29 protein-coding genes and 1 tRNA gene are annotated in these 22,000 nt (G+C 40.5%); all 30 read right to left on the bottom strand.

Annotated features, from left to right (window positions below; genetic code table 11):
• Positions 1 to 187 precede the first annotated feature (187 nt).
• Complete coding sequence (locus AT683_RS03430; RefSeq protein WP_050846004.1) at positions 188 to 1,339, bottom strand: type I restriction endonuclease; 1,152 nt, start codon at positions 1,337 to 1,339, stop codon at positions 188 to 190.
• A 259-nt stretch (positions 1,340 to 1,598) separates the two neighbouring features.
• A complete protein-coding gene (locus AT683_RS09670) occupies positions 1,599 to 1,757 on the bottom strand; it encodes a hypothetical protein (protein WP_005651234.1) in 159 nt (52 codons plus the stop codon).
• Positions 1,758 to 1,848: 91 nt separating this feature from the next.
• Positions 1,849 to 2,181, bottom strand: a complete 333-nt coding sequence (locus AT683_RS03425) for a phage tail protein (protein ID WP_038440713.1) — start codon at positions 2,179 to 2,181, stop codon at positions 1,849 to 1,851.
• 8 nt (positions 2,182 to 2,189) lie between these two features.
• On the bottom strand, positions 2,190 to 5,582 hold the full coding sequence (locus AT683_RS03420) for a tape measure protein (protein WP_058222179.1): 3,393 nt from the start codon (positions 5,580 to 5,582) through the stop codon (positions 2,190 to 2,192).
• A gap of 51 nt (positions 5,583 to 5,633) precedes the next feature.
• Positions 5,634 to 5,873 carry a hypothetical protein gene (locus tag AT683_RS03415; RefSeq protein WP_015701503.1) on the bottom strand — a complete coding sequence of 80 codons (240 nt, stop codon included), beginning with the start codon at positions 5,871 to 5,873 and terminating at the stop codon, positions 5,634 to 5,636.
• A gap of 12 nt (positions 5,874 to 5,885) precedes the next feature.
• On the bottom strand, positions 5,886 to 6,188 hold the full coding sequence (locus tag AT683_RS03410; RefSeq protein ID WP_005651224.1) for a helix-turn-helix domain-containing protein: 303 nt from the start codon (positions 6,186 to 6,188) through the stop codon (positions 5,886 to 5,888).
• Positions 6,172 to 6,555, bottom strand: coding sequence for a type II toxin-antitoxin system RelE/ParE family toxin (locus tag AT683_RS03405; protein ID WP_015701504.1), 384 nt, complete (start codon positions 6,553 to 6,555; stop codon positions 6,172 to 6,174). The genes AT683_RS03410 and AT683_RS03405 overlap by 17 nt, the downstream gene beginning before the upstream one ends.
• 68 nt (positions 6,556 to 6,623) lie before the next feature.
• A complete protein-coding gene (locus tag AT683_RS03400) occupies positions 6,624 to 6,851 on the bottom strand; it encodes a phage tail assembly protein T (RefSeq protein ID WP_058222178.1) in 228 nt (75 codons plus the stop codon).
• A 44-nt stretch (positions 6,852 to 6,895) separates the two neighbouring features.
• On the bottom strand, positions 6,896 to 7,303 hold the full coding sequence (locus AT683_RS03395; RefSeq protein WP_038440705.1) for a hypothetical protein: 408 nt from the start codon (positions 7,301 to 7,303) through the stop codon (positions 6,896 to 6,898).
• 274 nt (positions 7,304 to 7,577) lie between these two features.
• The gene (locus tag AT683_RS03390; RefSeq protein WP_050846007.1) at positions 7,578 to 8,228 is read right to left on the bottom strand and encodes a hypothetical protein; all 651 of its coding nucleotides are present in this window, start codon (positions 8,226 to 8,228) and stop codon (positions 7,578 to 7,580) included.
• A 2-nt stretch (positions 8,229 to 8,230) separates the two neighbouring features.
• Positions 8,231 to 8,641 (bottom strand): phage tail terminator protein, encoded by a 411-nt coding sequence (gene gpU / locus AT683_RS03385; RefSeq protein ID WP_038440699.1) that lies wholly within the window; start codon positions 8,639 to 8,641, stop codon positions 8,231 to 8,233.
• Between the two features lie 8 nt (positions 8,642 to 8,649).
• Positions 8,650 to 9,180: a phage tail protein gene (locus tag AT683_RS03380; protein WP_015701508.1), complete on the bottom strand. Its 531-nt coding sequence runs from the start codon at positions 9,178 to 9,180 to the stop codon at positions 8,650 to 8,652.
• A gap of 2 nt (positions 9,181 to 9,182) precedes the next feature.
• Complete coding sequence (locus AT683_RS03375) at positions 9,183 to 9,494, bottom strand: hypothetical protein (RefSeq protein WP_015701509.1); 312 nt, start codon at positions 9,492 to 9,494, stop codon at positions 9,183 to 9,185.
• Complete coding sequence (locus AT683_RS03370) at positions 9,475 to 9,798, bottom strand: DUF2190 family protein (protein ID WP_015701510.1); 324 nt, start codon at positions 9,796 to 9,798, stop codon at positions 9,475 to 9,477. The genes AT683_RS03375 and AT683_RS03370 overlap by 20 nt, the downstream gene beginning before the upstream one ends.
• A gap of 78 nt (positions 9,799 to 9,876) precedes the next feature.
• Positions 9,877 to 11,919, bottom strand: a complete 2,043-nt coding sequence (locus AT683_RS03365) for a ClpP-like prohead protease/major capsid protein fusion protein (RefSeq protein ID WP_172644167.1) — start codon at positions 11,917 to 11,919, stop codon at positions 9,877 to 9,879.
• Positions 11,855 to 13,378 (bottom strand): phage portal protein, encoded by a 1,524-nt coding sequence (locus AT683_RS03360; protein WP_048950252.1) that lies wholly within the window; start codon positions 13,376 to 13,378, stop codon positions 11,855 to 11,857. The genes AT683_RS03365 and AT683_RS03360 overlap by 65 nt, the downstream gene beginning before the upstream one ends.
• Before the next feature lie 235 nt (positions 13,379 to 13,613).
• Positions 13,614 to 15,737: a phage terminase large subunit family protein gene (locus AT683_RS03350; RefSeq protein WP_058222177.1), complete on the bottom strand. Its 2,124-nt coding sequence runs from the start codon at positions 15,735 to 15,737 to the stop codon at positions 13,614 to 13,616.
• A 2-nt stretch (positions 15,738 to 15,739) separates the two neighbouring features.
• On the bottom strand, positions 15,740 to 16,213 hold the full coding sequence (locus tag AT683_RS03345; RefSeq protein WP_005668561.1) for a DUF1441 family protein: 474 nt from the start codon (positions 16,211 to 16,213) through the stop codon (positions 15,740 to 15,742).
• A gap of 268 nt (positions 16,214 to 16,481) precedes the next feature.
• A complete protein-coding gene (gene lysC, locus AT683_RS09395) occupies positions 16,482 to 16,763 on the bottom strand; it encodes an Rz1-like lysis system protein LysC (protein WP_042599556.1) in 282 nt (93 codons plus the stop codon).
• The gene (locus tag AT683_RS03340; RefSeq protein WP_048940722.1) at positions 16,675 to 17,010 is read right to left on the bottom strand and encodes a DUF2570 family protein; all 336 of its coding nucleotides are present in this window, start codon (positions 17,008 to 17,010) and stop codon (positions 16,675 to 16,677) included. The genes lysC and AT683_RS03340 overlap by 89 nt, the downstream gene beginning before the upstream one ends.
• A complete protein-coding gene (locus AT683_RS03335) occupies positions 16,983 to 17,525 on the bottom strand; it encodes a lysozyme (RefSeq protein WP_005654589.1) in 543 nt (180 codons plus the stop codon). The genes AT683_RS03340 and AT683_RS03335 overlap by 28 nt, the downstream gene beginning before the upstream one ends.
• Entirely contained in the window at positions 17,506 to 17,757 is a 252-nt protein-coding gene (locus AT683_RS03330; RefSeq protein WP_005688862.1) for a phage holin family protein, read from the bottom strand. Before AT683_RS03330 ends, AT683_RS03335 begins: the two co-directional genes overlap by 20 nt.
• Positions 17,758 to 17,822: 65 nt before the next feature.
• Positions 17,823 to 17,896, bottom strand: a tRNA-Trp gene (locus AT683_RS03325).
• Positions 17,897 to 18,017: 121 nt separating this feature from the next.
• Complete coding sequence (locus AT683_RS03320) at positions 18,018 to 18,536, bottom strand: antiterminator Q family protein (RefSeq protein WP_005651339.1); 519 nt, start codon at positions 18,534 to 18,536, stop codon at positions 18,018 to 18,020.
• A gap of 8 nt (positions 18,537 to 18,544) precedes the next feature.
• On the bottom strand, positions 18,545 to 19,081 hold the full coding sequence (locus AT683_RS03315) for a recombination protein NinG (RefSeq protein WP_038440682.1): 537 nt from the start codon (positions 19,079 to 19,081) through the stop codon (positions 18,545 to 18,547).
• An 88-nt stretch (positions 19,082 to 19,169) separates the two neighbouring features.
• Complete coding sequence (locus AT683_RS03310) at positions 19,170 to 19,589, bottom strand: recombination protein NinB (RefSeq protein WP_038440680.1); 420 nt, start codon at positions 19,587 to 19,589, stop codon at positions 19,170 to 19,172.
• Positions 19,590 to 19,625: 36 nt separating this feature from the next.
• Positions 19,626 to 19,850, bottom strand: coding sequence for a hypothetical protein (locus AT683_RS03305; RefSeq protein WP_005633909.1), 225 nt, complete (start codon positions 19,848 to 19,850; stop codon positions 19,626 to 19,628).
• On the bottom strand, positions 19,847 to 20,482 hold the full coding sequence (locus tag AT683_RS03300) for a replication protein P (RefSeq protein WP_038440679.1): 636 nt from the start codon (positions 20,480 to 20,482) through the stop codon (positions 19,847 to 19,849). Before AT683_RS03300 ends, AT683_RS03305 begins: the two co-directional genes overlap by 4 nt.
• The gene (locus AT683_RS03295; RefSeq protein WP_058222176.1) at positions 20,467 to 21,225 is read right to left on the bottom strand and encodes a helix-turn-helix domain-containing protein; all 759 of its coding nucleotides are present in this window, start codon (positions 21,223 to 21,225) and stop codon (positions 20,467 to 20,469) included. Before AT683_RS03295 ends, AT683_RS03300 begins: the two co-directional genes overlap by 16 nt.
• The gene (locus AT683_RS09855) at positions 21,222 to 21,929 is read right to left on the bottom strand and encodes an antA/AntB antirepressor family protein (protein WP_080291955.1); all 708 of its coding nucleotides are present in this window, start codon (positions 21,927 to 21,929) and stop codon (positions 21,222 to 21,224) included. Before AT683_RS09855 ends, AT683_RS03295 begins: the two co-directional genes overlap by 4 nt.
• Positions 21,930 to 22,000 lie beyond the last annotated feature (71 nt).

Below are 22,000 nucleotides of genomic sequence, written 5' to 3'. Positions count from 1 at the left end.
CGGCATAGATAAGATGTGGTTATGCGTAATGAATGTTTAATGGCAATAAACAAACAAGGTTGCTAAATTTCACGCATAAAAAACCGCTATGCTATCGGGTGCGGACTTCCGCTTTGTTTTAAGGTTACGAGCCTTAATGAAAATAATAATGAAAAAAGCCTGCTTTGTAAACAGGCTTTTGAGAGCTTTATTGCGATTTTTTTCTAAAATTTTCGTCATTAATGCAATACTCGAAACAATCACGAATAATGCCACTTAATCTTAAAATATTCTCTGGGTAATCAATAATAATTTGGTTGCCTGAAATCTCTAACCCAGCTCTAATAATTTCTTTTTGATGCTCAGAAGTTAAGTCAATAGGGATAACGATTGAAGGGCGTTGCTTATTATCATAGTAACGTAAAATCCATCTATTAGATTTTCCTTGATATAAAATACCAAAATAACTCTCGGTATCTTTGGCAACTAAATCTGTATCGCTACCAATAATCATTGTGACATACTCTAAAACTTGTCTTTCGGTATATGTGGTGACAATTTTACAGTTATCAGGATCTACAACGTCTGCTTTTTCATCATTATATTCCACCTCAGTAACCTCAACAGGTTCTATATCAATAGGTTTTTTTGATAATCCAGAAACAACCATATCACTAACAGCCTTTTCAACTGCTTGTCTTACTATTGGTGTTATAGATTCAATAAACCGCTGATTCAACTGTCTTCCAATATTGGAACGGCTAGCTATATAACGGACAAACTCACAATCAACCTCTTTTAATGACGAAGATATTGTTTTTGTAAATGTTGATAGATATATACTTTCTTCAGCCAATGTTCGTAACGCTTCAGGCTGAAATTTATCATGACAAAATTGAGATAATTGGAATATTTTGGTTTCGTCAAGCGATTCAAAATTAATGCGCAAAAATGGCACATCATCCATAATATTTTTATCTTTTAGATCTGTGAAAAATCGCCATTCACGACCATTACTAATTGCTGCAACTGCAACTTCTGGAGTTGCATTGAAATAGCGTGCTAATTGTGGAGAATGGTTTGAGAGATCTTCATTGTAAGATTTAGCCTCAATAAACATAACGGGAACATCATGACAAAATAAGGCATAATCTACCCGTTCACCATTCTTTGCTCCAACAAAATCGGCTGCATACTCAGCCTTTACCTTAGTAGGGTCATAAGCTGAAAACCCTAAAATATCAAGGAAAGGAAGAATTAAAGCTTGCTTTGTTGTTTCCTCAGTTGAACAATGTTGCCCCACTCTCATTACATGTTGGGAGTGAGCTAAAATTCTCTCTTTAAAAATTTGATCGCTCATTTTTATTTCCTCTAGAATAAATTTGATATCCATTCTATGAAATAAAAATATATTCTTTAAGATTTTTAATCAGAAATTTTCTATTTTTGCGATCTCCGTCACAAAACTTTACTTAATTTAACCTCACTTTAAGCGTCATAACGTGTGGTTCGAAGGCTACCAAAGGTCAGCTGGACGTATTCCAAAAATAAAAGCCAGAAATAAAAATGTGTATGCAAATTGGCGCGCTCTCTTAGACTTATCAATTACTTCTAACATTTCATAGAATAAAGCTAATCCCGAAGCACGCTGCGCCAATGGCAAAACCAACCGCTGCAATAATTGCTGCACTTGCTAGCATTTTCCCTGCAATGCCTGCATCTTTTTCACTCATTTTTCCACCTACCTTAACTTGATGTTTTGGTGTATACTTAATCAAAATTGCTCCTTAGTTGGTTAAACTTGGAATAAGGGGTAAATAAAAACCCCGAACATTGCGAGTGTTCGGGGTTTGTTTTTTTATCTAAAAACTACACCACTTCTTCAAAGGTGCAGCTGATTTCCGTGTGTCTTTTAGTGACGGTTTTTGACCATTTCGGGCAAACGACTTTGATTAAATCGCCATTTTCGTATTCACGAAAGAAAAATGCCGTGACGCCACCATGCGACGTTAAAAAGCGGTCAAATTCGACCGCACTTTTGTGATTGAGCTTGTATGTCAGGTTAAATTTGCGGAGCAGCGGATTTAGTCCGTCCACCATTCGCTGTTGATAACCATCGCCAAAATTAAGCACTTTTCGTCTAGGTTCTTCCTCTACAGTGTATTTAGGCTGAGGACACCAAGATAATGTTTTTAATGCCATGTTTACTCCTAAGATAACAATCCGCCAGGGCGCATATTCTTCTGCAACATTGTTCCCGCTTCTGCTTGCGCAATTTGTTGCACTAATTCCACGGTGATTTCAAGCTGTCCATTTTTTGATTGTTGGCTTACCGTTGCATCCATCGGTTCACCGTTATTAATCACCTTAACCGCTATATTCCCTGATGATTTAGGTTGATAAGCCATAGTTGGCAATCTTGGTACACCGACTCCACCACCATTAGCAAAACCACGACGAACAGAACCGTAATTAAGATGATCTAAAAAGCCACGACCCAAACGAGCAGTGGCTTCTTTTGTTATGACGTATTCGCCCTTATGTACAATACCAGCTGGCGTATATTTTCCCCCATCACCTGTATAACCACCTGTAGCAAAACCAACACTGGTAATTTGAGACACTAAATTAACACCAGCACTTGCCACTGCTGCCATATTAGCGAATTTCTGTGCTGGCGTAAGAGCGGTTGGATCGGCAAGTGCTTGTGCGATCGCTTGAGATAACTTCACTGTAGCTTCTGCAATGGCAAAGGCTTTTGAGATTGCAAACATCGCCTTATAGGCTGCTGATTGCTTACCGGCTGATTGTTCAACGATTGATGTTAAAGTCCCAAACGCATTACCAAGATCATTTAATCCAGTAGCATAAAGTCCCATTTGCTCTTGAAACTGATTATTTCTGTATTTTTCAATAATTTGCTGTTTGCGTTGTTGGAATTCTTCTTCCGTGATTAACTTTTGATCGTTAAATGATTGAAGCTGAGCAAGCTCTTGCGTTTGTTGATTAATTAACTCTTGTTGTGGGTCATAAAGTGCACGTAATTGTGCCAATGGATCGACCGCACTTTGTGACACCTGTTGCGCATAGTCAAACTGTACTCGAGTCGAGGCTTTCACTGCTTCACTTTGGTTGAGCTGCCCTTTCTCGTATAATTCCTGAATAGATTTTAGTTCATTATCACGATTAGCTTTCAACAACTTTTCTGGCGCATATTTGCCAGCAAGCTCTAAACGTTGGCGAGCAAAGCGTTCTGCAATAGCCGTTTTTGCGGTTTCATATTCTTGATACGATACCACACCTTTTTTATTGTGTTCTTCCAACCGTTGGAACATTCGCGCTTGCTCTAACTCGATTTCGCCTAGACTAGAGCTGTTTTTCTTGCGAATTTCATCGTAGAAATTAAGCCAACTATCACGAGCATTTTCACCTGATTTTTTGTGACTTTCTTTGATTTGTGTTTCAATTGTTGTCACTTTGGTTTCATCGGAAAACATTTTTTCTAATGTTGCTTTTCCGGCTATGATCTTATTTAGTGTTTCAACTGATAAACCAACAGCTTTATCTGCTGCATTAGCTGCGGTAATTGTACCTGTCGCAATGCCGATCAATACTTCATTATATTCAGCACCCTCTTTCCCAAGCAATTCATAAAGACCTGCTAAAACATACGCAGATTTTGCTTGCCCTTGTTGTTTTAACTTCGCAACCTCTAATTTTTGAGCAAGCGTTGTTGATTTACCATTTAACTTATCAATTGCATCTTTTAAATCTAAAGTTTTATCTGTGGCGTTCTTTGCACCGTTTGCCGCGTCAGAGAAACTTTTTGGTAAAGTTGCGATAATATTATTCGCAGTTACTGCATCAATACCAAGTAATTTGAATTTTTGTCGGACATCATCAAGACTTTTACCTGAACGCAACATGTTTTCAGCTAGAGGAGCAAGCATTTTTACGAGGGCTTTTTCTGCTAAACTTGCATTTTCTTCGATAGACTTGATTTCGTTTTGTAGGTGCTCCAACTCTTTATCACTAATACTATTAACGACTGTGAAACCATCAAAATCGCCATTAATGTTTTTTGATTTTGCACTAGCTTTAGCTTTTTCGATTTCCTTGTAATATTTCTCAATATCTTCGAGTTGCTTTTCTACTTTTAAGGATAATGCAGCTTCACTTAATTCATTGTAACTTTCTGCTAATCCTTGGTTTGCAGTTGTAGTATCAAGTGCCCACTGTCTTGCTTGTGCAGCTTGCGAGCTAAAGAAAATTAATGATGTAGCAGCTATCCCAATTACACCAGCAGGGCCACCAAGTAAAGCCATTACACTTTGCAAACCTTTTGCCGCCATCGTTGCAAGATTAGTTGCTGTAGCAAGGTTTCGTTTTGCAGTGGCTTCAGCTTGTGCAAGTGCAATAATTTGAGCAGACTGCACTTTCATTCTTTCACGCAATGCAAAGCGTGTTTGTTCAGATTGTGCAAGTTTAAATTGTGCGTTTAAGCTTGCCATTTCAACCTGAGCCGCTGTACGCATTGCAGTAGCTTTTGTTGCTATGGCTTTTGCCTCTGCAATATGCGCTAGAGCATTTTTTGCACTAGCATAACCCGTTTTTAATAGTTCCAAGCCGTATTTGCTAAGATGACCGATAGCAAGTGCAGCTGTCAGCGATCCAAGCCCAATAATTAATTCTTGGAGATGATCGCTAACAAAATCGACCCCAGTAGCTAGTTTTTGCGTAACACCTAACGCACTATTTGCTTCACCTGAAAACTTAGTTATCGATGTCTCTAAATTTGTAAAAGACATTGAAAGCGTTTTCACGCGTTTATTAAAGTCATTATCAACCGTATCTCGTGCTTTTACTAAAGCTTGGATAACGGTGTGAATGTCCAATTGCCCTGCTTTAGCTAAGTTTTTCAGCTCGCCAGTTGTTACGCCAAGCCCTTTAGCTATTGCGTCAGCAAGACCTGGAGTCTGCTCAATCACAGAATTAAGCTCATCACCGCGTAATTCTGCACTTCCTAATGCTTGCCCAAATTGCATTAATGCTGCTTCAGCTGCACCTGCACTAGCACCTGATATTGCAACAGATTTTGCAACAGTCTCCGTTAATTCGGAGACTTGCAATTGAGATAAATTCAATCTATCTGCATTTTGTGCAAAGCGTTGATAGATTTGTGCAGTAGCGCCCACAGCTTGATTGGTTTTCAAAGAAATATCAAACACCGATTCTGTCGCAACCACCATAGCTGTTTGGCTATTTGTTACTAAGCGAATACGGTTTTGCAATTCAGTATAACTATCCGCGTATTTTATCACATCAGAAATACCAGATGATAAATAGGAACCGCCCGAACTTACAATGCCCGCCCAAAAAGTACGGCTTGTCGTTTTATTAATTGTATTTGCCGCTTTCTCTATGTTATTCAAATATTGAGTAGTACGCTCTGAGAATTGTTTTGCTTTGGCCTGCGCTTTTGTAAAATTCAATTCAAATTGTTTTGCGAACTTTTGCGTTTGATAGGATGATTTATCAAGCGCCTGATTAAACTGAATTGAGTCCAAACTCAAAAGAATATTTAACGAACCTAAACTTGACATATTCACCTCATAAAAAAAGCCCGCCGAAGCGAGCTTTTAGAAACTTATAATTTAATTAATAATAACATATTTCACACGATTCTTATCTTGTTCAACTATCCTTAGTTTCTTAATACGGTTATTTTCTTTAATAATAGCTACAACAAGACAAGTTGCGAAAATAGCAACATATACACCAATAAAAGCGAGAATATAAATAAAATCAACAGCAAATAAAAGGAATAATGTCCCTAATGCAATAAGCAGTATAAAAAAGCATTTTGCTGTAAATTGAATAAAATCACGCAACATACTTACCACCTTCTATAAGTTGAAAGTAACTGTTTTTCCTGTGGGTAATTCAACCGATAAATTTAACACACCACCCATTGCTTCAATGTAACGTTTAACTGATGATAATTTAATGTCATTGCCACGTTTTTCAAGGGCGACAACTGACGGCTGAGAAATACTTAATGCTTCTGCCATTTGCTTTTGTGAAAGCTCTAATTCTTCACGAATACGGTAAAGTTGTAACTCCATTCGCATATCGTCTGCCATAGCTTTCACTTTCGCTTGCTTTTCAGCTGGAAGATTATTCATCAGATCTTTAAATTTCACGCTCATTTTCTTGCTCCTTAGTTAATTCAGAAAGGTAATCATCATAGGTTTGTTCCGCTAGGGCAATCATCTCTTTGTAAAAGAGTTTTTCTTTCTTGCCTTTTTTATCTCCGCCACATAAAACAATCGCTTGTCTGACAGGGTCGAAAATATAAAATAAACGGAATACCGATAATTTAGACTGTACTCGCAATTCTTTTAAATTGGTATATTTAGAGCCTTGCAGCGTATCCGCATAAGGTCTGCTTAATTGTGGACCTTCTGTTGATAATAATTCCAACGCCGCATAGATTTTTAATACGTCATCTTCTGCCAGCGTTTCTAACCAGTTCAAAAGTGGGTCTTGTAAAATTACTTCCCATTCTTGTTTCATACAGCTATTACCTTTCTTATTATTTATATAGATTTTAATCTATATAAGATTCAGAAGCAATAGATAATTTAACGATTTGCTAAATAATCAGCCACTCCGTCATCATCATCTTCATCATCCATTTTTTCTTGGTAAAACGGCATAAAATCAGATAACTCTGGAGGCTTAGACTTAGGGTCTCGATTTATCATAGCAAGCAAATGTGAAACTTGTGCAGTACGATAATCCTCTCGCCATAATCCAAAAGGCTGTTCCTGATAAAAAATTTCGTATTCTTGGAGATGACGCTCTGGCATTTGCTCAATTTCTTCAAGTGTTTTGCCGAGAGAAAGTGAGAGGTTTATTTGGAACTTTCTTCGGCTTGAGAGTTTTTTGGTTCATCTTCCACAATAGCTTGCGTTAATTGCTCAAATACAACCTTATCTAATTTGGAAAGTGCGGTTAAATCATCAGGATTATCCATATCAAAAAGATTTTTACCATCTTGATCGCACAACCGCATAGCAAGCGTACGCGTTAATCGATTCGGGTCATAAATTTTAGCAAGTTGCTCAGTAAGGTGTTTTTCATCATTGAAGTTCAATTCAATACCTTGACTCTCTGCAATGTGCACCAATTCTTGTTGTTGCCCATAAAGCACACGATTCATTTCACCAACAGTAATTTCACGGATATAATAATTCTCGCCATTAATAATGATTGGGGTAATTTTAGGCTTATTGGCTAAAAGTTTTTCACGTAGATTCATTATTTATCACCTTTGTTTTTAATTGAATTAATAATATTTGGGAGTCGCCAAGCGATGATGAAACATACGCCTAACACTAAATAAGCTAAGGTCGTTTCCCATAACCCATATTGCATAGCTTGCTCCTTGAATAAAGGAAGAAAGTTAGTTATAATTTCCAATGAAGTTTATTCCTTTTAAGTATGGTTTAATTGGAATGAAAAACCCCGAGAGTTCGCTGCTTTCGGGGTTTTAGTTTTTATAAAGTGCAGTCAAAATTCACCGCACTTTGCGGCTATGCTGGTAAGTGATAATCGCGTTTTGCTTTTTTAATCGTTACACCAGATTCAAATTTACCTTTTACTTCACCACTGAAATTTGGTGAGGTTTGGATAAATCCTGTGCCGTAAAGAGAACCTTGACCATTTTTCAATATCATCATCCAAGGGAAGGTTTCTTTAGCATAAAACTTCTTGCGCAAGTCAGCTTGCATTGCAGTACCTGGTGCATAGAAGAATGTTAATTTAATTGAGCCATACTCAATCTCACCTGCTTCTGTTTCTGTACCCTCGGAGCACATTGTTGTAATATCCTCCTCGCCGAGAGTGTCACCATCACCTTCAATTTGTTTAATGGCACAAAAGTTAGATGACCATTTAACGACAGCCACTTTTGCGGATGAAAAATCCGTTGGTGCATCTTGACCGCTCCAATCGACCTCATCAGCAAGAGTGATTTTATCTGTTGCAATAGATTTCACAGGATAAAAACCATCAAGCGCACCTAGACCAGTTAGCTTAATAAAATCCCCTACTTTGGCACCATGCCCTGCTGATGTAATGGTTGCATTAGGCTTAACCGTTACGGCTGTGACTGCTTTGCCTTCGGTTAGACCAGTGCCCAAATAAAATTTAGTGCCTTGAAAAGGTGTTGTTTGTGTAGGCATATCTAGTCCTCATACTTAATTTGATATTTAAGGTTAGAAACGAACCAAGTACGATTTGTCGTATCTTGCTCGTATTCGTAGCTAATAAGAGTCATTTCGGAAATGTTTTCCGATAATTCATCATTAGATATAGCTACGCTTAATCGCTCTTTGATTTTGTCTGCAATATCATCTAATGTGTCGTCGCCTAAAGCTGTTTTCAGATAAATTGCGATATTTAATGCTGCGGTATATTCGTGATGACAGAGATCTACCTCTTCGCACGAAATCTCATCAAGAAAAACTGCAATAGCTGTTTTTTCTTGGTCAATATCAATAAATAAAGGGCGCCCAGAATAAATATTCTCAACACCCTTTATACTGCTTTTGAGCATATCCGACACTTGATGCCGAATCTTCTTATGAATTAGCATTTAATCCTCTATTTTTTTAAAATGTCACTCAACTCTCTTGTCAGTTCGACTTTGATCTGACTTGAATAATCTTTTAACTCATTATGGAAAGCCGTTGTTAATGGTCTAGATAACGGAATCTTAACAACATCAATTGAATACCGCTCTTTACCTTGTCGCTGCATAACGTGTTTACGACCATTTGCTAGAGTTTGAATAAAACCGCGTTGTATTTGATATTTGCCTATTCTAATTTGCCCTTTACTCGCTCGCATGGTTCGTCTAGGGTTTTCCAATAATCGAATTAATGGTAAATTTCTTCTATCAACTCGTATTTTTGCAACTGGTCGATTCGCTGTTGCTTTTTGGGATAATCGAGTTCGCTTACGGATTAATTTAGCTGGCACATGAATCTCTTTGGATACATTTTTTGTTCCATTTTTGATTGCACTTCTCGCCACCTTATTAATCGCTTTTGCTGCCGCTTTAGGCGCGACTTGATTAGCCAGTTTTTGGATATTAGCTTGTAATGCTGCCATCCCTTCAATTTTCACCGCCATATTTACTCCAATTGCAGCACGATCTTCCCATCTTCAAAACTAAACCCTCGCACAACATATTCCTCTGTTGAAGAAATAATGATATCTCCAAGTTTTGGCTTATATCCTGATGCTTTAAAAAGAGTGAGAGTACGCGTCGTGCCATTAATTAAGTAATCATCGGTGTAATTGCCACTCATTAGTTTTGGGCTTTCATCAAGCACCGCTTTGTATTTTTTGCCGTTGATAACATAGACGGACATCATCACATCTGATATGACTTTGTCCGCCTGTGCGAGTGCGTCATCAAACGGACTAAGCGTTGATCTTGACATCTACAGTGCCCATCGATACGCCACTAGCATGCCAAGCAATACCTAAACGCTTGTTACTACCTGCGGTAGTTGTTGCTCCGTCAGTTGCAGACCAGTACACGATCGCACCTTGTTTGATGTCGTCAGCCGCTTTTGCTTTAACGGTAAATACACCGGTAGTCAAACCAACACCAACGGCGGATTTTTCCACGTCGGCAACAGCAATCGCCGCAAGGTTTTCTAACATCACTACATCACCGCTTTTTACGGCAGCGGCAGCGGTAAAACGCACGGTGTTTCCGTCTTGCATATAGTTTTTAGCCATATTTAATGATCCTTTAATTTTGATAATAAAAAACCGCACCTCGCTTAAAAGTGCGGTCGTTATTTAGGGCGATTTAAGTTACTTATTGGTAACTTTTACAATGCCACGGTAGTCAATTACATTAACACCTGCATCAATGCGCACCTTGGTAGATACGCCATCAACAGTGAAACCTTGTTGTTGCTCCATGTATGGCGTATCAATGCCGTCAAGGTAAGAAACTTCAATAGCCTCTTTGTTGATTAAGTACCAAGATTTTGGATCGGCAACTTGTAAACGTGCGGATTTAACTGTCGGCACAATGTCACGGATTGGATTGATAATGCCAGAATTGATATCAGCCCCCTCCACACTTGCCGAACCTAGAACTTGTTTAGCACGAGTATAAAGTGAGGTTGGTAACAACATAAAATCAGGCTCAATCGCTAATGGTTCACCACGAGTATTGACAAATCCATTCATCATTTGAATTGCTTTATCAATATTGGTTACATCTAATGCGGCACCGGTTAAAGTGTTTTTGTGAGATGCGTCAAATAACGCTTTGCCGTCTTGTGCAATCGCGTTACCGGTTAATAACGCAAACACTAATTTAGCGATTGTCGCACGTGCAGCTTGTCCCATTTTTTCAGGGATTTTTGTCAACAAGTGCATATCGTCATTGATGATTGCTTGACGAGTAATGCTAAATAATTGCCCGTAAGTCGCTAATGCAACGCTAGCGCCCTCATCGCCGATTGTGCCGTAGGTGTACTCCTCACCCTCACCGACTTGTGGTAAGTAACCAAAGTCACCTAATCCAACACGTTTCGCCGCGCGGAAGTCGGTTAATGTGCCACGAGATGTAAACTGATCAAAGTTTTCCGCTGCGGTTTCCCAACCTTTAAGCAAGGATTTGTGCGCTACATCAATTAAGATCTGACCAAAGTCAGAGCTTGAGTGAGTAAATGCCAAACCAACCATGCTCATTGCATTTTGACTCGATACACTAATACCTCGATCAACCAATGATGCACGAGCAAGCTCACGCAATGTCATCGCATTGTAGGCGTTGTCTTTAGCATTTACTTTGTCTTTGTCGATACCTGCACGAGCCAATAAGGATTGTTTCACGCTATCACCAACAATGTTACCGTTATCGGCATAAGGCGTTACTGCTGCACTTGGGGTTGTGCCTGCACCAAGTTTTGCTAATAATTTGTCTTTGGCTTGATCTGCGGTAATTGATAAATCACCTAAACACTCCACTAACAAATCATTGTGCGTAGTACCAAACGGTGCAAATACCGCTTTAATGTCGGCGTTACGTTTATTTAATTCAGCCTGCACTTGTGCGGTGTTATCTACCGGAGCTGTCGGCGCTTGATTTACCGGTTCAGTTGGTGCTGGTTGTGCAGGAGTTGGTGTTGCTTGTGGTGCGGATGCGCCAGCGTTGCCTTGTGGCTTAAACAACATGTCTTTCATTGCTTTTGGCATATTTTCAAAGTCCTCTAATTTTCTTGATTTAATAGACGCCATCGCCACAAGTGGTTCGGCTAGTTTGTCTGCAAATCCTTGTTCAACACATTCTTTTCCGTTGAGCCAAGTTTCTGCTGATAGCATTTCTGCTAATTCTTCAGGTGTTTTTCCTGTTTTGCTTGCATAAGCTGGGATTAGCGTATTTTCGACCTTGTCTAATAAGTCGGCATACTTGCGCATATCCTCAGCATCGCCACCTTGGATGCCCCAAGGCTTGTGGATCATCATCATTGCATTTTCCGGCATGATTACCTCATTGCCCGCCATCGCAATAACGCTCGCCATACTTGCCGCCAAGCCGTCAATGTAAACTGTCACCTTTGCAGGGTGATTTTTTAGCAAGTTGTAAATCGCGATCCCATCAAAAACATCACCACCTGGTGAGTGGATGTGTAGGTTAATCTGCTTAATGTTGTTTCCGCAGTCTTTTAAATCCTGCGCAAAGCTCGCAGCAGATACGCCCCAAAATCCGATCTCATCGTAAATTGAGATCTCTGCCGTATCGTTGGCTTTGGCTTTGATTGAGTACCAAGACTGGTTATTCGTCTTTGTTGCGCTCGTTGCCATCGCCACCGGCGACAGAATCATTTTTTGTTTTGTCATTTGTCGTACCTGTGTTAGTTAAATCAGTGTCAAACTTGAGACCAAATTTGCGGTTTTCCTCAACCTCAACTCTACGTCTGCGTTTAACTTCTGCCGGGTTGCTGCCGCTTGCTCGTACTGCTTGGCTTTCGGTCGCTAATCCACCTTTGATGCGCTCTTTCCACGCTTGCGCCTCTTTTGTCGGGTCTATCCACGGCATCACTGGGCCACTATAAACAGCGTTATAAAGTGATGCAGGATCAATATCGACTGGCACATCAATTTCACCGCTGACAATCGCCATTTTTAGCCATTCTCTGTATATCGGGCGTGAGATGTGCGCAACAAAGGTATCTTGTAAAACGGAGTAACCCTCAAAGCTCTCCACCAACTCTTGGCGCTGGCTTGAGTAAGTCCCGTTATAGTCACGAGCAATGCTTGAGTAACTTGAGCGAGTCCCCGCTGCTGTTGCTCTTAATTGTCCATTCCTAAAGGTTTCTAGGTTCACATTTGGGCGATTAGAATTGATTAACCCGATGTCCTCACCGGGTTTTAAATCATCAATGATTGCACCGGGAGCAATCTCAAAATCTCGCTCCGGACTGTCTGCACTGTAATCCTCATTATCTCCGTAGAGTGCGGCATCACCTTTTTTGATGTACATCGTAAAGGCGGCGGCAATTCGTGCGGCCACACGCTCGCTTTCCTCATAATCTTTAAGGTCAGCAAGTCGGATAATTACACCGTGCAACATCGATACGCCACGCAACTGGTGCAAGCGTTTTTTAAACGCAAGGTGCAACATATTTTCTGCCGGCACCGATTTAACTCGCCCGTAAGTGCGGTTATTTTCTTGGGGGTTGTCCATGTAAACACGGTACGACTTAGGACGACGCCATGCGTCAAGCTCTACCCCTTGAATTAAATTTGCCGTATCAAGAGTATTCATCGGCACAAAATCAGGCTCTAACGCCTCAAGGCTAAATGCGATTTTAGTACTGTGATTGAGACCAGCTACACTGCCTCGCACAAGTTGGATAAACACTTCCCCATCACGGAGCCACGTGCGTAACAACATCCGCTCAAGTTCGGGGCGAGTAAATTGTCCTGTCACTTCAGGACAGATAGACCATTCCGCCCATTTTTTGCGGATTTGTTCAGCTAAGGTTTCATTCACATCACCGTTTAAATTCATCGGCTGTGGTTCAATGTGGATACCTCGCGAGCCAATAACACGTTCTTCCATCTTGTCCAAAATCCCGATCACAATATCGTGATTTTGGTCTAATGCTCGAGCTTGTTCTCGCAAACTGACTGCACTTTGTTTGGTCGATACGTTAGCGCCTTGGCTTTCGCGTTTTGCTTTGTGCGTACGGTTTGGCATAGCCGCCTCATACGCATTCAGCACATAACGGCTTTTCGCCCTCTTTGCCGCTTGCGCAGGGGCAAAAAAAGCTATTGTTTTTTCAAAGATATTCATTTTTAAAACCGTGGATTAAGGTTTGCGTATTTAAAACGACTACGACCGGAGCCTAATCGTTTTAACTCGACAAGCTCCTCTCTAAGTGTTTGTCGCGTCTTCCGGATTTCGGATAATGATTCGCGCGTAACGCTGCGTCCGTTAAATGTAACGGTTTTCCCCGCTAGCACGTCAAGGATTGCTTTATCGCACGCTTCGAGCATTAACTGCACTTGTTCAATTTGTTCGCTTCGGCTCACAGCCATCCTCCAGATTTCTTGTCACCACCGCTTAACCAGCTATTTTTTTGCTTAGGTTTAGGCTGTGGCTTTGGTTTTACTTGTTCAATTTCTACCGCACTTTCAGCTTCTTCTGGTGCGGATGATTCTTTGCGGATCACGTTAGGGTTTACACTTGGCAATTTCGCCCAGTATGGGACATTGTCCTCATCGCCCCACTTAATACGCTCATAACCACGCAAAATAGCGATCGCATGGGCATAGCAAAATAAGTCAAATGCCTCATTGTTACCTTTGCCTGGTTTGCGCCACTTACCGTCTTGTCCTCGCTCCTCATAGGTCAATTCATCAAAAAACCATTCGCCAAGCCACGACGGAAAATGGATATAGTTAGCCCCGATAGTCTCACGGCTTAGTGCGTTACTAATGCGATCTTTGAGTTGGTCTGTTTGAAGTAGGTATAGCGGCACATCACCTCGTGCTTTAGCATGACGATCTGACCGTGAGGTGTTATCAGGATAAGTTCGAGAAATCAGTTTTTGGCGTTTGGTACTATCACCTTTAACGAGATACACTTGTTTTGATATGCCATCTCGTTTGCATCTACGCCAAAACTTATAGGCGTTATCTGTTACACCGTCCTCACCGCCACTATCCACCGCCATTGCAAGGATTGGCATGACTCCTCCGTCTAATCCCTCAATACGATATTGCTTATTAAGCACATCACTGATGAGTAAATCCCAATCCTCAGGGTAGGCGGACGGATCAATCGGGAGACTTTCTCCATCGGAATTGCTCCGCATTGATGATTTAATGTTGTATCTATCAATGAGCCACCGTTCGCTGTTTTCACCATATCCAACAATTTGGACGACAAAACGGCGATTCCGCCCACCCTGTACATCAACTGCAGCCAATAAAAAACGGCACCCATAAGGTACCGTTCTTTTTTCTGTATCTTCTCGCCGCTCCATCAGCTCATCACTTCGGCGTTGCTCAAGTGCGGAGCGTGGTAAATAAGGCAATCCCCAGTCTGTATTTGTTACTGCCTTTAGCGTTTCTTCACTGCCAGTCATTTCAAATTCATGTTCAGCAGTGAGTAATTTATAAGTTAATTGCGCCCATGTTTGATAAGCGGCGGCAGGGCCTTCCAGCCAAAATGATGCAATACGAGAGTTTCTTCCCTCGCCATGGATTACACCGTCTTTATCTATCGTTTGTCCTTCTTTTAGCCATTTGCCGCCAATGTTTAATGCGCGTTTCTTGTCAGGATCTACGAGAGATTGACAATGCGGGCATTGTAAACGAGCGTTTTCGCTTGCCTTAACATAATCAGTATCATCTCGATAGCCGACCATATTTGCCATTGATGGCTCAAACCATTCTTTACAATGTGGATATTGCCAATAGAATCTGCGTCTATCGCCACGGTTATATAGTGACAAAATACCTGTTGTTGGCGGTGCCTCGTGAGTAGTTTTTGGATGATGTTTTATATCAACAATATCCTTTCCTGGCGAACTCTCTACAAGTGTCATACCGGCACTCATAAATGTAGTCGTCCGTTTGGACGCTAAACTAAATCCGTCACCCTCGCCGTCCACATCATCGGGCCATCGGTCATAGTCTGTTAATGCAACGTATTTATAATCTGATGATGACAATACGTTGATTGACGGCCAGCCAATTTTTAATAGATTACCTGCCCTAAAATATTTATCGTGGACATTGTTATCGTTTTTACGCGGGCTTAATCTTTTTGCAATCTCAGGCGAGCATCTAAAAGTGCGGTCTAAACGTTTACGACTATGCTCACTGGCTTTCTCTTGTGTAAGTTGCACCAAGAGGAAATCTGACGGATCGCAAATAATCGCATAGGTTATCCAGCCATCAATCAATCCGATTGTTTTACCAGTACGAGCTGGTCCAACAAAAATAACTGCGTCATACTCACGAGAGTTTAGGCAGTCCATCGGATCTAACATATATGCAGCAGTATCTTTATCCCATTTAACAGAGTTACCCCCACCAACAGGCACGCGCATATATTCCGCTACGGCTTCCGACACTTTCATTCGGCGAGGCGGTTTAAGTAGATTTGCAATATCTCGCCTAATATCTTTAGCTGATGCAAACATGACTACTCCTCTGATTTATTATCGCCAGCCTGTATATGTAATGACATTTGCGATTTAACGTCATCAATCACCTGTATTACACGAGTTAATTGTGCTGGAGTTAACGCACAATCACGCTCTAAAATATCTGGCAATGTATCAAGTGATTGCACAACAGCTTTAGCCAAAAATCCCATCTCTTGAGCAACTTCAAATGATGGCACCAGTTCGCCTGTATCTCGCTCGTATTTTAGTCTTTCGTTTTCCGCTTGCCAAAATGCTCGTCTCTCAACAGGTGACAAGCTATCAACATCCGCCGTCATTTTTTCGGCAAGTCCGATTTTGATTAAATCAGATAGTGCATAGAGCTTTAATTTGGAATTACTGCCAATAGCTGGCGTTAGTCCTGCAAGCCTTTGTGACACGGTTTGCCGATGCATTCCGACCAGTTCGGCGATCTGATTTATATTGAGTTTTAAGTCGTATAAATTATCCATAGCCGAGACCGTTAAAATGCCCAAAAAAGGGAAAAGATGATGATGACTAGAAACCTAAAAAACTGTCGAAAACCGCGCGCCCGAAACCCCGTGGAAAGGGGTATCCCCTCAGGAGTACCTTTTGCCGTCACGATTCTTTATAAAAATCACTCGATATATTTTTGTTTTATCCATAAAACATAGCTTAGGACTACCATCGAGCTATCATCAGATAGTCAGTCAGTCCTAATGTATGTGTCTGTATATGCCAATAAAAAAAGACCGCACTTTAATTGGCGGTCTTGGTTTGGTTAATCCACTTATTAAGATTATCTACTTGGCTTGCACACTTATCTCGCTCTGCGGTTACCTTAACTAACTGTATGACTACATCGCCGTATGTTTCCCCAGTAAATGCTGTTTTGACACAAGGTACAGTATAGGCTTGAGGCGGATAAATATATTCTGCTTTAGTCGTGATTTTATTTGTACAAGCGGTCAAGAACAGACTGAGGCAAACGAGTGTGAGCGCAAGGTTGAGTCTTAATGATTGTTTTAACTGATTCAGCATTTTCTGTTGCTATCCTTTCTATCTCATTATTACGCTCTTGTTGCTCAATAACTGCATCACGCTCTTGTTGTAGCGTAATAGCCAATGCCTTGTTCGCATCTTCTTGCTGCTGGATAGTTTGGGCTTGAGCTTGGTTCTCGGCTTTTAAACTACTTATCTTCTGAGATTGAAACCAAGTCCAACCACACAAGCCCAAAATCAAACAAAGTGCGGTCAATTTTATGGCAGTTTCAAATCGGCTAAACATAATGCTTTCTCTTTTTCTCGGCGAACCACCAAACCTGCTAATTTTTTACCACTGGCATACACCCATCTAGGAAATTCGCCACAAGCCTTTTCATATTGTTTTGCTCGAAGATATTTAAACATCGTAGATTTGCTTACTGCCCCACAACCCACATTAAAAGTGATTGACACCGCAGAATCAAATACCGATTGCGGTAACATCTCGCCATTACCATATTTATTCACACATCGTTCAGCAATCACAATATCATTCTTCCAACGTTCGGCAATTTCCAAATCTGTGTAACGGTGTTTTGGATTGATTTTCTTACCACCATATTCAGTTGAACCAATTCCAACGGTCAAAACATCCGCAGGGCATTGATACGGATCACGTCTGCAACCCTCGGCATTCCCAATAATTTCAGCACCTACAGGACTTAATCTTAGCTCGCCACCGAACTGAGCATACATTAATCCCATTACCGTAATCACAGAACAAACACCAAGAGCTTTCCTAGTTTTTGTCAAAATCATCATCAAATCCTAAAGACAATCGTTTCATTTTCACACGGTGTATTTCTTCTGCACGCCGTTCTTCATTTTTTCTAACTTTCCCTTCTTGGCATTTAGCATACATATTCACGAGACCACTTATTAAACCTATAACAAGCCCCATAATAGCCAGCCATTCTTGAAATGAATACATTGCCCAGAACGCACCAAAGCCAGACCAAAAAATACTTTGGCTTCCTGCATCTTTTAACATTTTTACACTCCACCCATTTACAGGGCTGATAAAAAAAGCCCACGCATTAACGTGAGCTTGTGATGTGGCAAAGGCGCAAGGAATCGAACCTCAATTAGCGGTTTTGGAGACCGCTGTCTTACCATTAGACTACGCCCTTATAGTTTGATAACAAAAAGCCCCGACCGTTTCCGATCAGGGCTGTAAAAATCAATTTAGGTGTTCACTACTTATACTGCGACCACCATACATCTAAATAGTATGACACTTTGCCAAATATGTCAATATGTAATTTTGATTTTTTTGATATTTGTTGCACGTTCCCTGCTAGTTCTCTGAATAATAAAGCAAGTTATAAGCAGTTCGTGAATTATTGCTTTTGCAAAGTGTATCTCTTTTTCGACTTCACGATAGATTGTCCTAAAACTTGGCACTCTTACGTTAGATTTACCTGCACAAGGTCTCATTTCCTTAGCTTTGGATTTGCCGTGTAGGTGTTCTGCTATAAAATTGATTGTTCTTTTGTTTACATAATAAGCAAACACAATAAAGTGTAAGATTTGGTCATTTTTCTTAAAAAACATTTCAATGGTTTGACTAATCATAAACCCAGTTTCATCATCGCAAATTGGTTCATTTGGCTCTGCAGGAATGACTGATTGCATTAGTTTTGCAATAATATTTAATTGCGGTTTATCAAGCCTACCGCTGCGCACCCAAGCACCCCATTGATACATATAACGGTCAACAAATTCTTCTTGTTCAATCGTTAGTTCTGATAATTCGCTAAATTTACGCATTTATTCCTCTAACTCCTTAATTTTGCCTTGTAATACTTAATCATCGCCTTGCAATCTTCAATGGTGTATTTCTTCGGTTCGTGGTCTTGCCGTTCTAACCAAGCCACCTTATCCGCACCGATTTTATTGACGAGATTGATTCGGTACTCAATGATATTTCCGCTTTTGTGATCATTACAGGGTGCACATTGTTTGTGTACGTTTAGCTCACAAAATCGTAATTCAGGGCAAGCCCCCACACTCCGATAATGCCCTGCGTGGTATTGCCCTTGATGATACCGACCGCAACTGATACAGGGTTCGTTTTTATCTCTCAGACGGATAAATTTATTAAATGCTGATTGCGCCTCTTTCAGCCATTCTGAACGACTTTTTAATTTAGCCTTACGTTCCCTTTGCTTTTTCTTCTCTGCTCGTTCCTGTGCTTTTTGCGCATTATCTCGGGCTAATTTAATCGCACATTCAGGCGAGCAAACTTTTTGTGTCGAGCTAAAGGTTTTTACAAACGCTTTGCCACAAACTTTGCATTTATACTCTTTCGCCATTAGCCAAATACCATATTAAAAATAACCCAAACTGCCGCAATCAAAAGTACAATTTTTAACTCCAAAATCTCATCATCGTTTAAGCGTTTCATTTAAATCCCCATCTATCGTTAAATCTCACGCCATTTTGCACGCCCCATGATTGAACATATTCGATAAGGCTTGCTAATCGTTTTACGCTCATTTGAGCGGTACTTTCTCGTAGGTTGATTACTTCACCCTCTAATCCGATTACCATTTCAGCCTGTCCACCTGTTGCAATTTTGTGAGCCGATACCATAATCATCTTCCAAGTGTCGATGTCTCGCTTTTTACCGTTAAATTCGCACTGTTTTGATATATCGCTTAGTAGTGCGTGAAGTTTTGAGTTCTGCTCAAGTGAGCGTGTTATCGGTTGGATTTTCACTACCAACGGCTTTTTATCGTCCGTTGGCAGCTCTTTGATTAAATCCAAGCAATTATTTTTAATGCGTTGATCGCGTAAAAAGAAAGGTTTGTATTGGCTCATAACATCATTCCCAACGCTTGAATAACATCGCAATACTCATTCTTTATACTCCACACCTAAATCTTCCAACCCAAAATAACCGCAAGATTTTGTTCGATTTACTGCGCTGTATTTACTTACCTGCGGAAACGGTATCGGCTCAATTAAGTGACCGTTACAACGAAAACGATCGTCATCCCATTCGCTGCTCGATATAAAATAATCTGGCGTATAAAAATCCTCTAATTCCGCACCGCACTTTGGGCATTTGTAGCTTGTCATTGCAATACCCCTTTCATCATTGCCATCAAGCTATCGCGCGCCTTATCAGCCTTCGCTTTATCGTAAAAACTTGGTTTTACTGGAATCATTTTCGGAATATCCTCAAAAGGAAAATTCGACCGCACTTTTTCTGCCGCTTCTATGAGTAATTTCGGAATAGCTTTCAACGTGTCCTCTTCCGATTTTTTCTTGCACTTTTCGTACAGATTTTTAAGCAACCAAAATTCCACTTTTGAACGATATTGAAATTCATCCCGATTGAATCGGGCATAGCCTAAGAAAGTGTTATAACGTTGGTATAGTTCCGCTTCGTTCGGTAAACCTAGTGCGTGATAGTCGTAGGCTTTGCACCAATAAACAAACAACCCTACGCTAGGTAAAAATTTATCAAGCGATTTTTCCGCTTCACAAATCCCATTCTCCAACTGAGGTCTCGTAATTTTTTCTCGTACCAACACACGCAACCAAGTTTTTTTAGCAGAGAGATAATCCGCTTCGGTTTCAAAGGCTGCACGCCAACCAGGAAAAATCGATTTAAGCTCTTGAAAGAGCCAGTTAATCGTCTCTTCCGCACGCTGTGTGCGTTCTGGTGGGAGCGTGTTAATTTGGTTTTGTGTTATGGAATTTGCCATTGTGTACCGTCCACTATGAAATTCATTCCTGCAGACCAGCCTGTCTGCGTATCGTCAAATTTGGGTTTGTTGCGGTGTGATTGCCCTAAGTGCGGTGAATTTGGTCGCAGCTTCTCATCACGCCAATCCCAAGATGCGTTAAATCCCTGCCAATTGCGTTCGATGCAAATCTCCACCACTTCACAAATCGAAATTCCTGCTTTGTCCGCTTGTTTTTGCAAACGGCTAAGTTGCGTTTCGCTAATTGCCCCTCGCTTGGTTTTACGATGCGTAATAAAATCTTTAGCAAGCTGTCCTGTTATGCCAAACCGCTCAAGCAAAATTTCAGATTCGCTTTTTTGCGTAGTTTTTTTAGGTTCATTGACTGGTTCTAAAGAGTGACTGGTTATGGGTGCAAATTTTTCACTACCCCCTAGTGCAAATATTTCACTACCTAGTGAAATATTTTCACCCCCTAGTGCAGATTTTTCACTACCCTGCTCAAGGTGTAAAAGATATAAATTTGCACTTGAACCATCTTTATTTTTTCGCGCTTTTTTGGTGACCAATCCCATTTTGATTAAATCATCAATGTGACTAATCGCGCTACGTTTTGACATTTCGCATTTATCGGCAATGTATTGATAACTTGGGAAACAAATTCCATCATCATTGGCATTATCAGCTAGTTTTAAAAGCACAAGTTTTCTAGCAGGATTGCCAACCTTACAATTCATTGCTTGAACCATTAATCGCATACTCATAGCATCAACTCCGAAGCATAACGTGACGCAATAAATTCAATGCCTTTGCTTGTTACGCGTGTCTGTGTGTAATTGTGACCGTGTTCAGCGGTACCTGTTTTAACCGTAAAAAGATCTTTGGTGTGTGCCGATTGATAAGGCAAAAGCACGCCCGATTGACGATACAAATATTTATCTTCCACCAAGCGATTGACCAATGCACGCTCAGGCATTTTTAAAATCTTCGCCGTCTCACGAAATGATTTACTCGTCCCTACTTCCACATAGTGATCAACAAAAGCGACTTTAGGCGCATTACGCTCTTTTTCTGCTTGTAACTGAGCGGCTAACATCAACGCCTCAGAAAAAGATTGCGGAATAAGTGCAGTTGGTTTTTGTTGATTTTTAGCAACTTTTTCCATCTCAATAAAATATTGTCTGGCTTGCTTTCCTTTTTCGTTTCGCTCAACCATTGATAATTCTTTTGCCATATCGATGGAAATAAACCATTCTCTTGATGGGCGACCGCCAATAGGGTTTTTCTCATTTTTGAGTAAAACCACAAAGTCTTGATTTTCAACAAATCCATATTCAGAAATTCGTCTTTGGATCCAATCTGAAAAACGCGTGGATACGTCAAGAAATAAATGCAATTCTCTTGCGTTCACAGTTTTAACTTCATTGCCTGAAATGTGATTGTTGCTAATTGGAATTAAATTTGTCATAATTGCCTAGTATTTGTATTGATTTAGATTTACTTATACATAGCCTCTGTTCCAGCAGGGGCTTTTTTGTC

This window comes from Haemophilus influenzae, assembly GCF_001457655.1.
GTDB lineage: Bacteria > Pseudomonadota > Gammaproteobacteria > Enterobacterales > Pasteurellaceae > Haemophilus > Haemophilus influenzae.
Note: the sequence above shows the minus strand (reverse complement) of the source record. Positions and strands in the feature narration are given on the sequence as shown.

Excerpts from the sequence above, each read along its gene's own strand:
- AT683_RS03430 (WP_050846004.1), bottom strand. The coding sequence starts at position 1,339 with ATGAGCGATCAAATTTTTAAAGAGAGAATTTTAGCTCACTCCCAACAT.
- AT683_RS03425 (WP_038440713.1), bottom strand. The coding sequence starts at position 2,181 with ATGGCATTAAAAACATTATCTTGGTGTCCTCAGCCTAAATACACTGTA.
- AT683_RS03420 (WP_058222179.1), bottom strand. The coding sequence starts at position 5,582 with ATGTCAAGTTTAGGTTCGTTAAATATTCTTTTGAGTTTGGACTCAATT.
- AT683_RS03415 (WP_015701503.1), bottom strand. The coding sequence starts at position 5,873 with ATGTTGCGTGATTTTATTCAATTTACAGCAAAATGCTTTTTTATACTG.
- AT683_RS03410 (WP_005651224.1), bottom strand. The coding sequence starts at position 6,188 with ATGAGCGTGAAATTTAAAGATCTGATGAATAATCTTCCAGCTGAAAAG.
- AT683_RS03405 (WP_015701504.1), bottom strand. The coding sequence starts at position 6,555 with ATGAAACAAGAATGGGAAGTAATTTTACAAGACCCACTTTTGAACTGG.
- AT683_RS03400 (WP_058222178.1), bottom strand. The coding sequence starts at position 6,851 with ATGCCAGAGCGTCATCTCCAAGAATACGAAATTTTTTATCAGGAACAG.
- AT683_RS03395 (WP_038440705.1), bottom strand. The coding sequence starts at position 7,303 with ATGAATCTACGTGAAAAACTTTTAGCCAATAAGCCTAAAATTACCCCA.
- AT683_RS03390 (WP_050846007.1), bottom strand. The coding sequence starts at position 8,228 with ATGCCTACACAAACAACACCTTTTCAAGGCACTAAATTTTATTTGGGC.
- gpU (WP_038440699.1), bottom strand. The coding sequence starts at position 8,641 with ATGCTAATTCATAAGAAGATTCGGCATCAAGTGTCGGATATGCTCAAA.
- AT683_RS03380 (WP_015701508.1), bottom strand. The coding sequence starts at position 9,180 with ATGGCGGTGAAAATTGAAGGGATGGCAGCATTACAAGCTAATATCCAA.
- AT683_RS03375 (WP_015701509.1), bottom strand. The coding sequence starts at position 9,494 with ATGTCAAGATCAACGCTTAGTCCGTTTGATGACGCACTCGCACAGGCG.
- AT683_RS03370 (WP_015701510.1), bottom strand. The coding sequence starts at position 9,798 with ATGGCTAAAAACTATATGCAAGACGGAAACACCGTGCGTTTTACCGCT.
- AT683_RS03365 (WP_172644167.1), bottom strand. The coding sequence starts at position 11,919 with ATGACAAAACAAAAAATGATTCTGTCGCCGGTGGCGATGGCAACGAGC.
- AT683_RS03360 (WP_048950252.1), bottom strand. The coding sequence starts at position 13,378 with ATGAATATCTTTGAAAAAACAATAGCTTTTTTTGCCCCTGCGCAAGCG.
- AT683_RS03350 (WP_058222177.1), bottom strand. The coding sequence starts at position 15,737 with ATGTTTGCATCAGCTAAAGATATTAGGCGAGATATTGCAAATCTACTT.
- AT683_RS03345 (WP_005668561.1), bottom strand. The coding sequence starts at position 16,213 with ATGGATAATTTATACGACTTAAAACTCAATATAAATCAGATCGCCGAA.
- lysC (WP_042599556.1), bottom strand. The coding sequence starts at position 16,763 with ATGCTGAATCAGTTAAAACAATCATTAAGACTCAACCTTGCGCTCACA.
- AT683_RS03340 (WP_048940722.1), bottom strand. The coding sequence starts at position 17,010 with ATGTTTAGCCGATTTGAAACTGCCATAAAATTGACCGCACTTTGTTTG.
- AT683_RS03335 (WP_005654589.1), bottom strand. The coding sequence starts at position 17,525 with ATGATTTTGACAAAAACTAGGAAAGCTCTTGGTGTTTGTTCTGTGATT.
- AT683_RS03330 (WP_005688862.1), bottom strand. The coding sequence starts at position 17,757 with ATGTTAAAAGATGCAGGAAGCCAAAGTATTTTTTGGTCTGGCTTTGGT.
- AT683_RS03320 (WP_005651339.1), bottom strand. The coding sequence starts at position 18,536 with ATGCGTAAATTTAGCGAATTATCAGAACTAACGATTGAACAAGAAGAA.
- AT683_RS03315 (WP_038440682.1), bottom strand. The coding sequence starts at position 19,081 with ATGGCGAAAGAGTATAAATGCAAAGTTTGTGGCAAAGCGTTTGTAAAA.
- AT683_RS03310 (WP_038440680.1), bottom strand. The coding sequence starts at position 19,589 with ATGAGCCAATACAAACCTTTCTTTTTACGCGATCAACGCATTAAAAAT.
- AT683_RS03305 (WP_005633909.1), bottom strand. The coding sequence starts at position 19,850 with ATGACAAGCTACAAATGCCCAAAGTGCGGTGCGGAATTAGAGGATTTT.
- AT683_RS03300 (WP_038440679.1), bottom strand. The coding sequence starts at position 20,482 with ATGGCAAATTCCATAACACAAAACCAAATTAACACGCTCCCACCAGAA.
- AT683_RS03295 (WP_058222176.1), bottom strand. The coding sequence starts at position 21,225 with ATGAGTATGCGATTAATGGTTCAAGCAATGAATTGTAAGGTTGGCAAT.
- AT683_RS09855 (WP_080291955.1), bottom strand. The coding sequence starts at position 21,929 with ATGACAAATTTAATTCCAATTAGCAACAATCACATTTCAGGCAATGAA.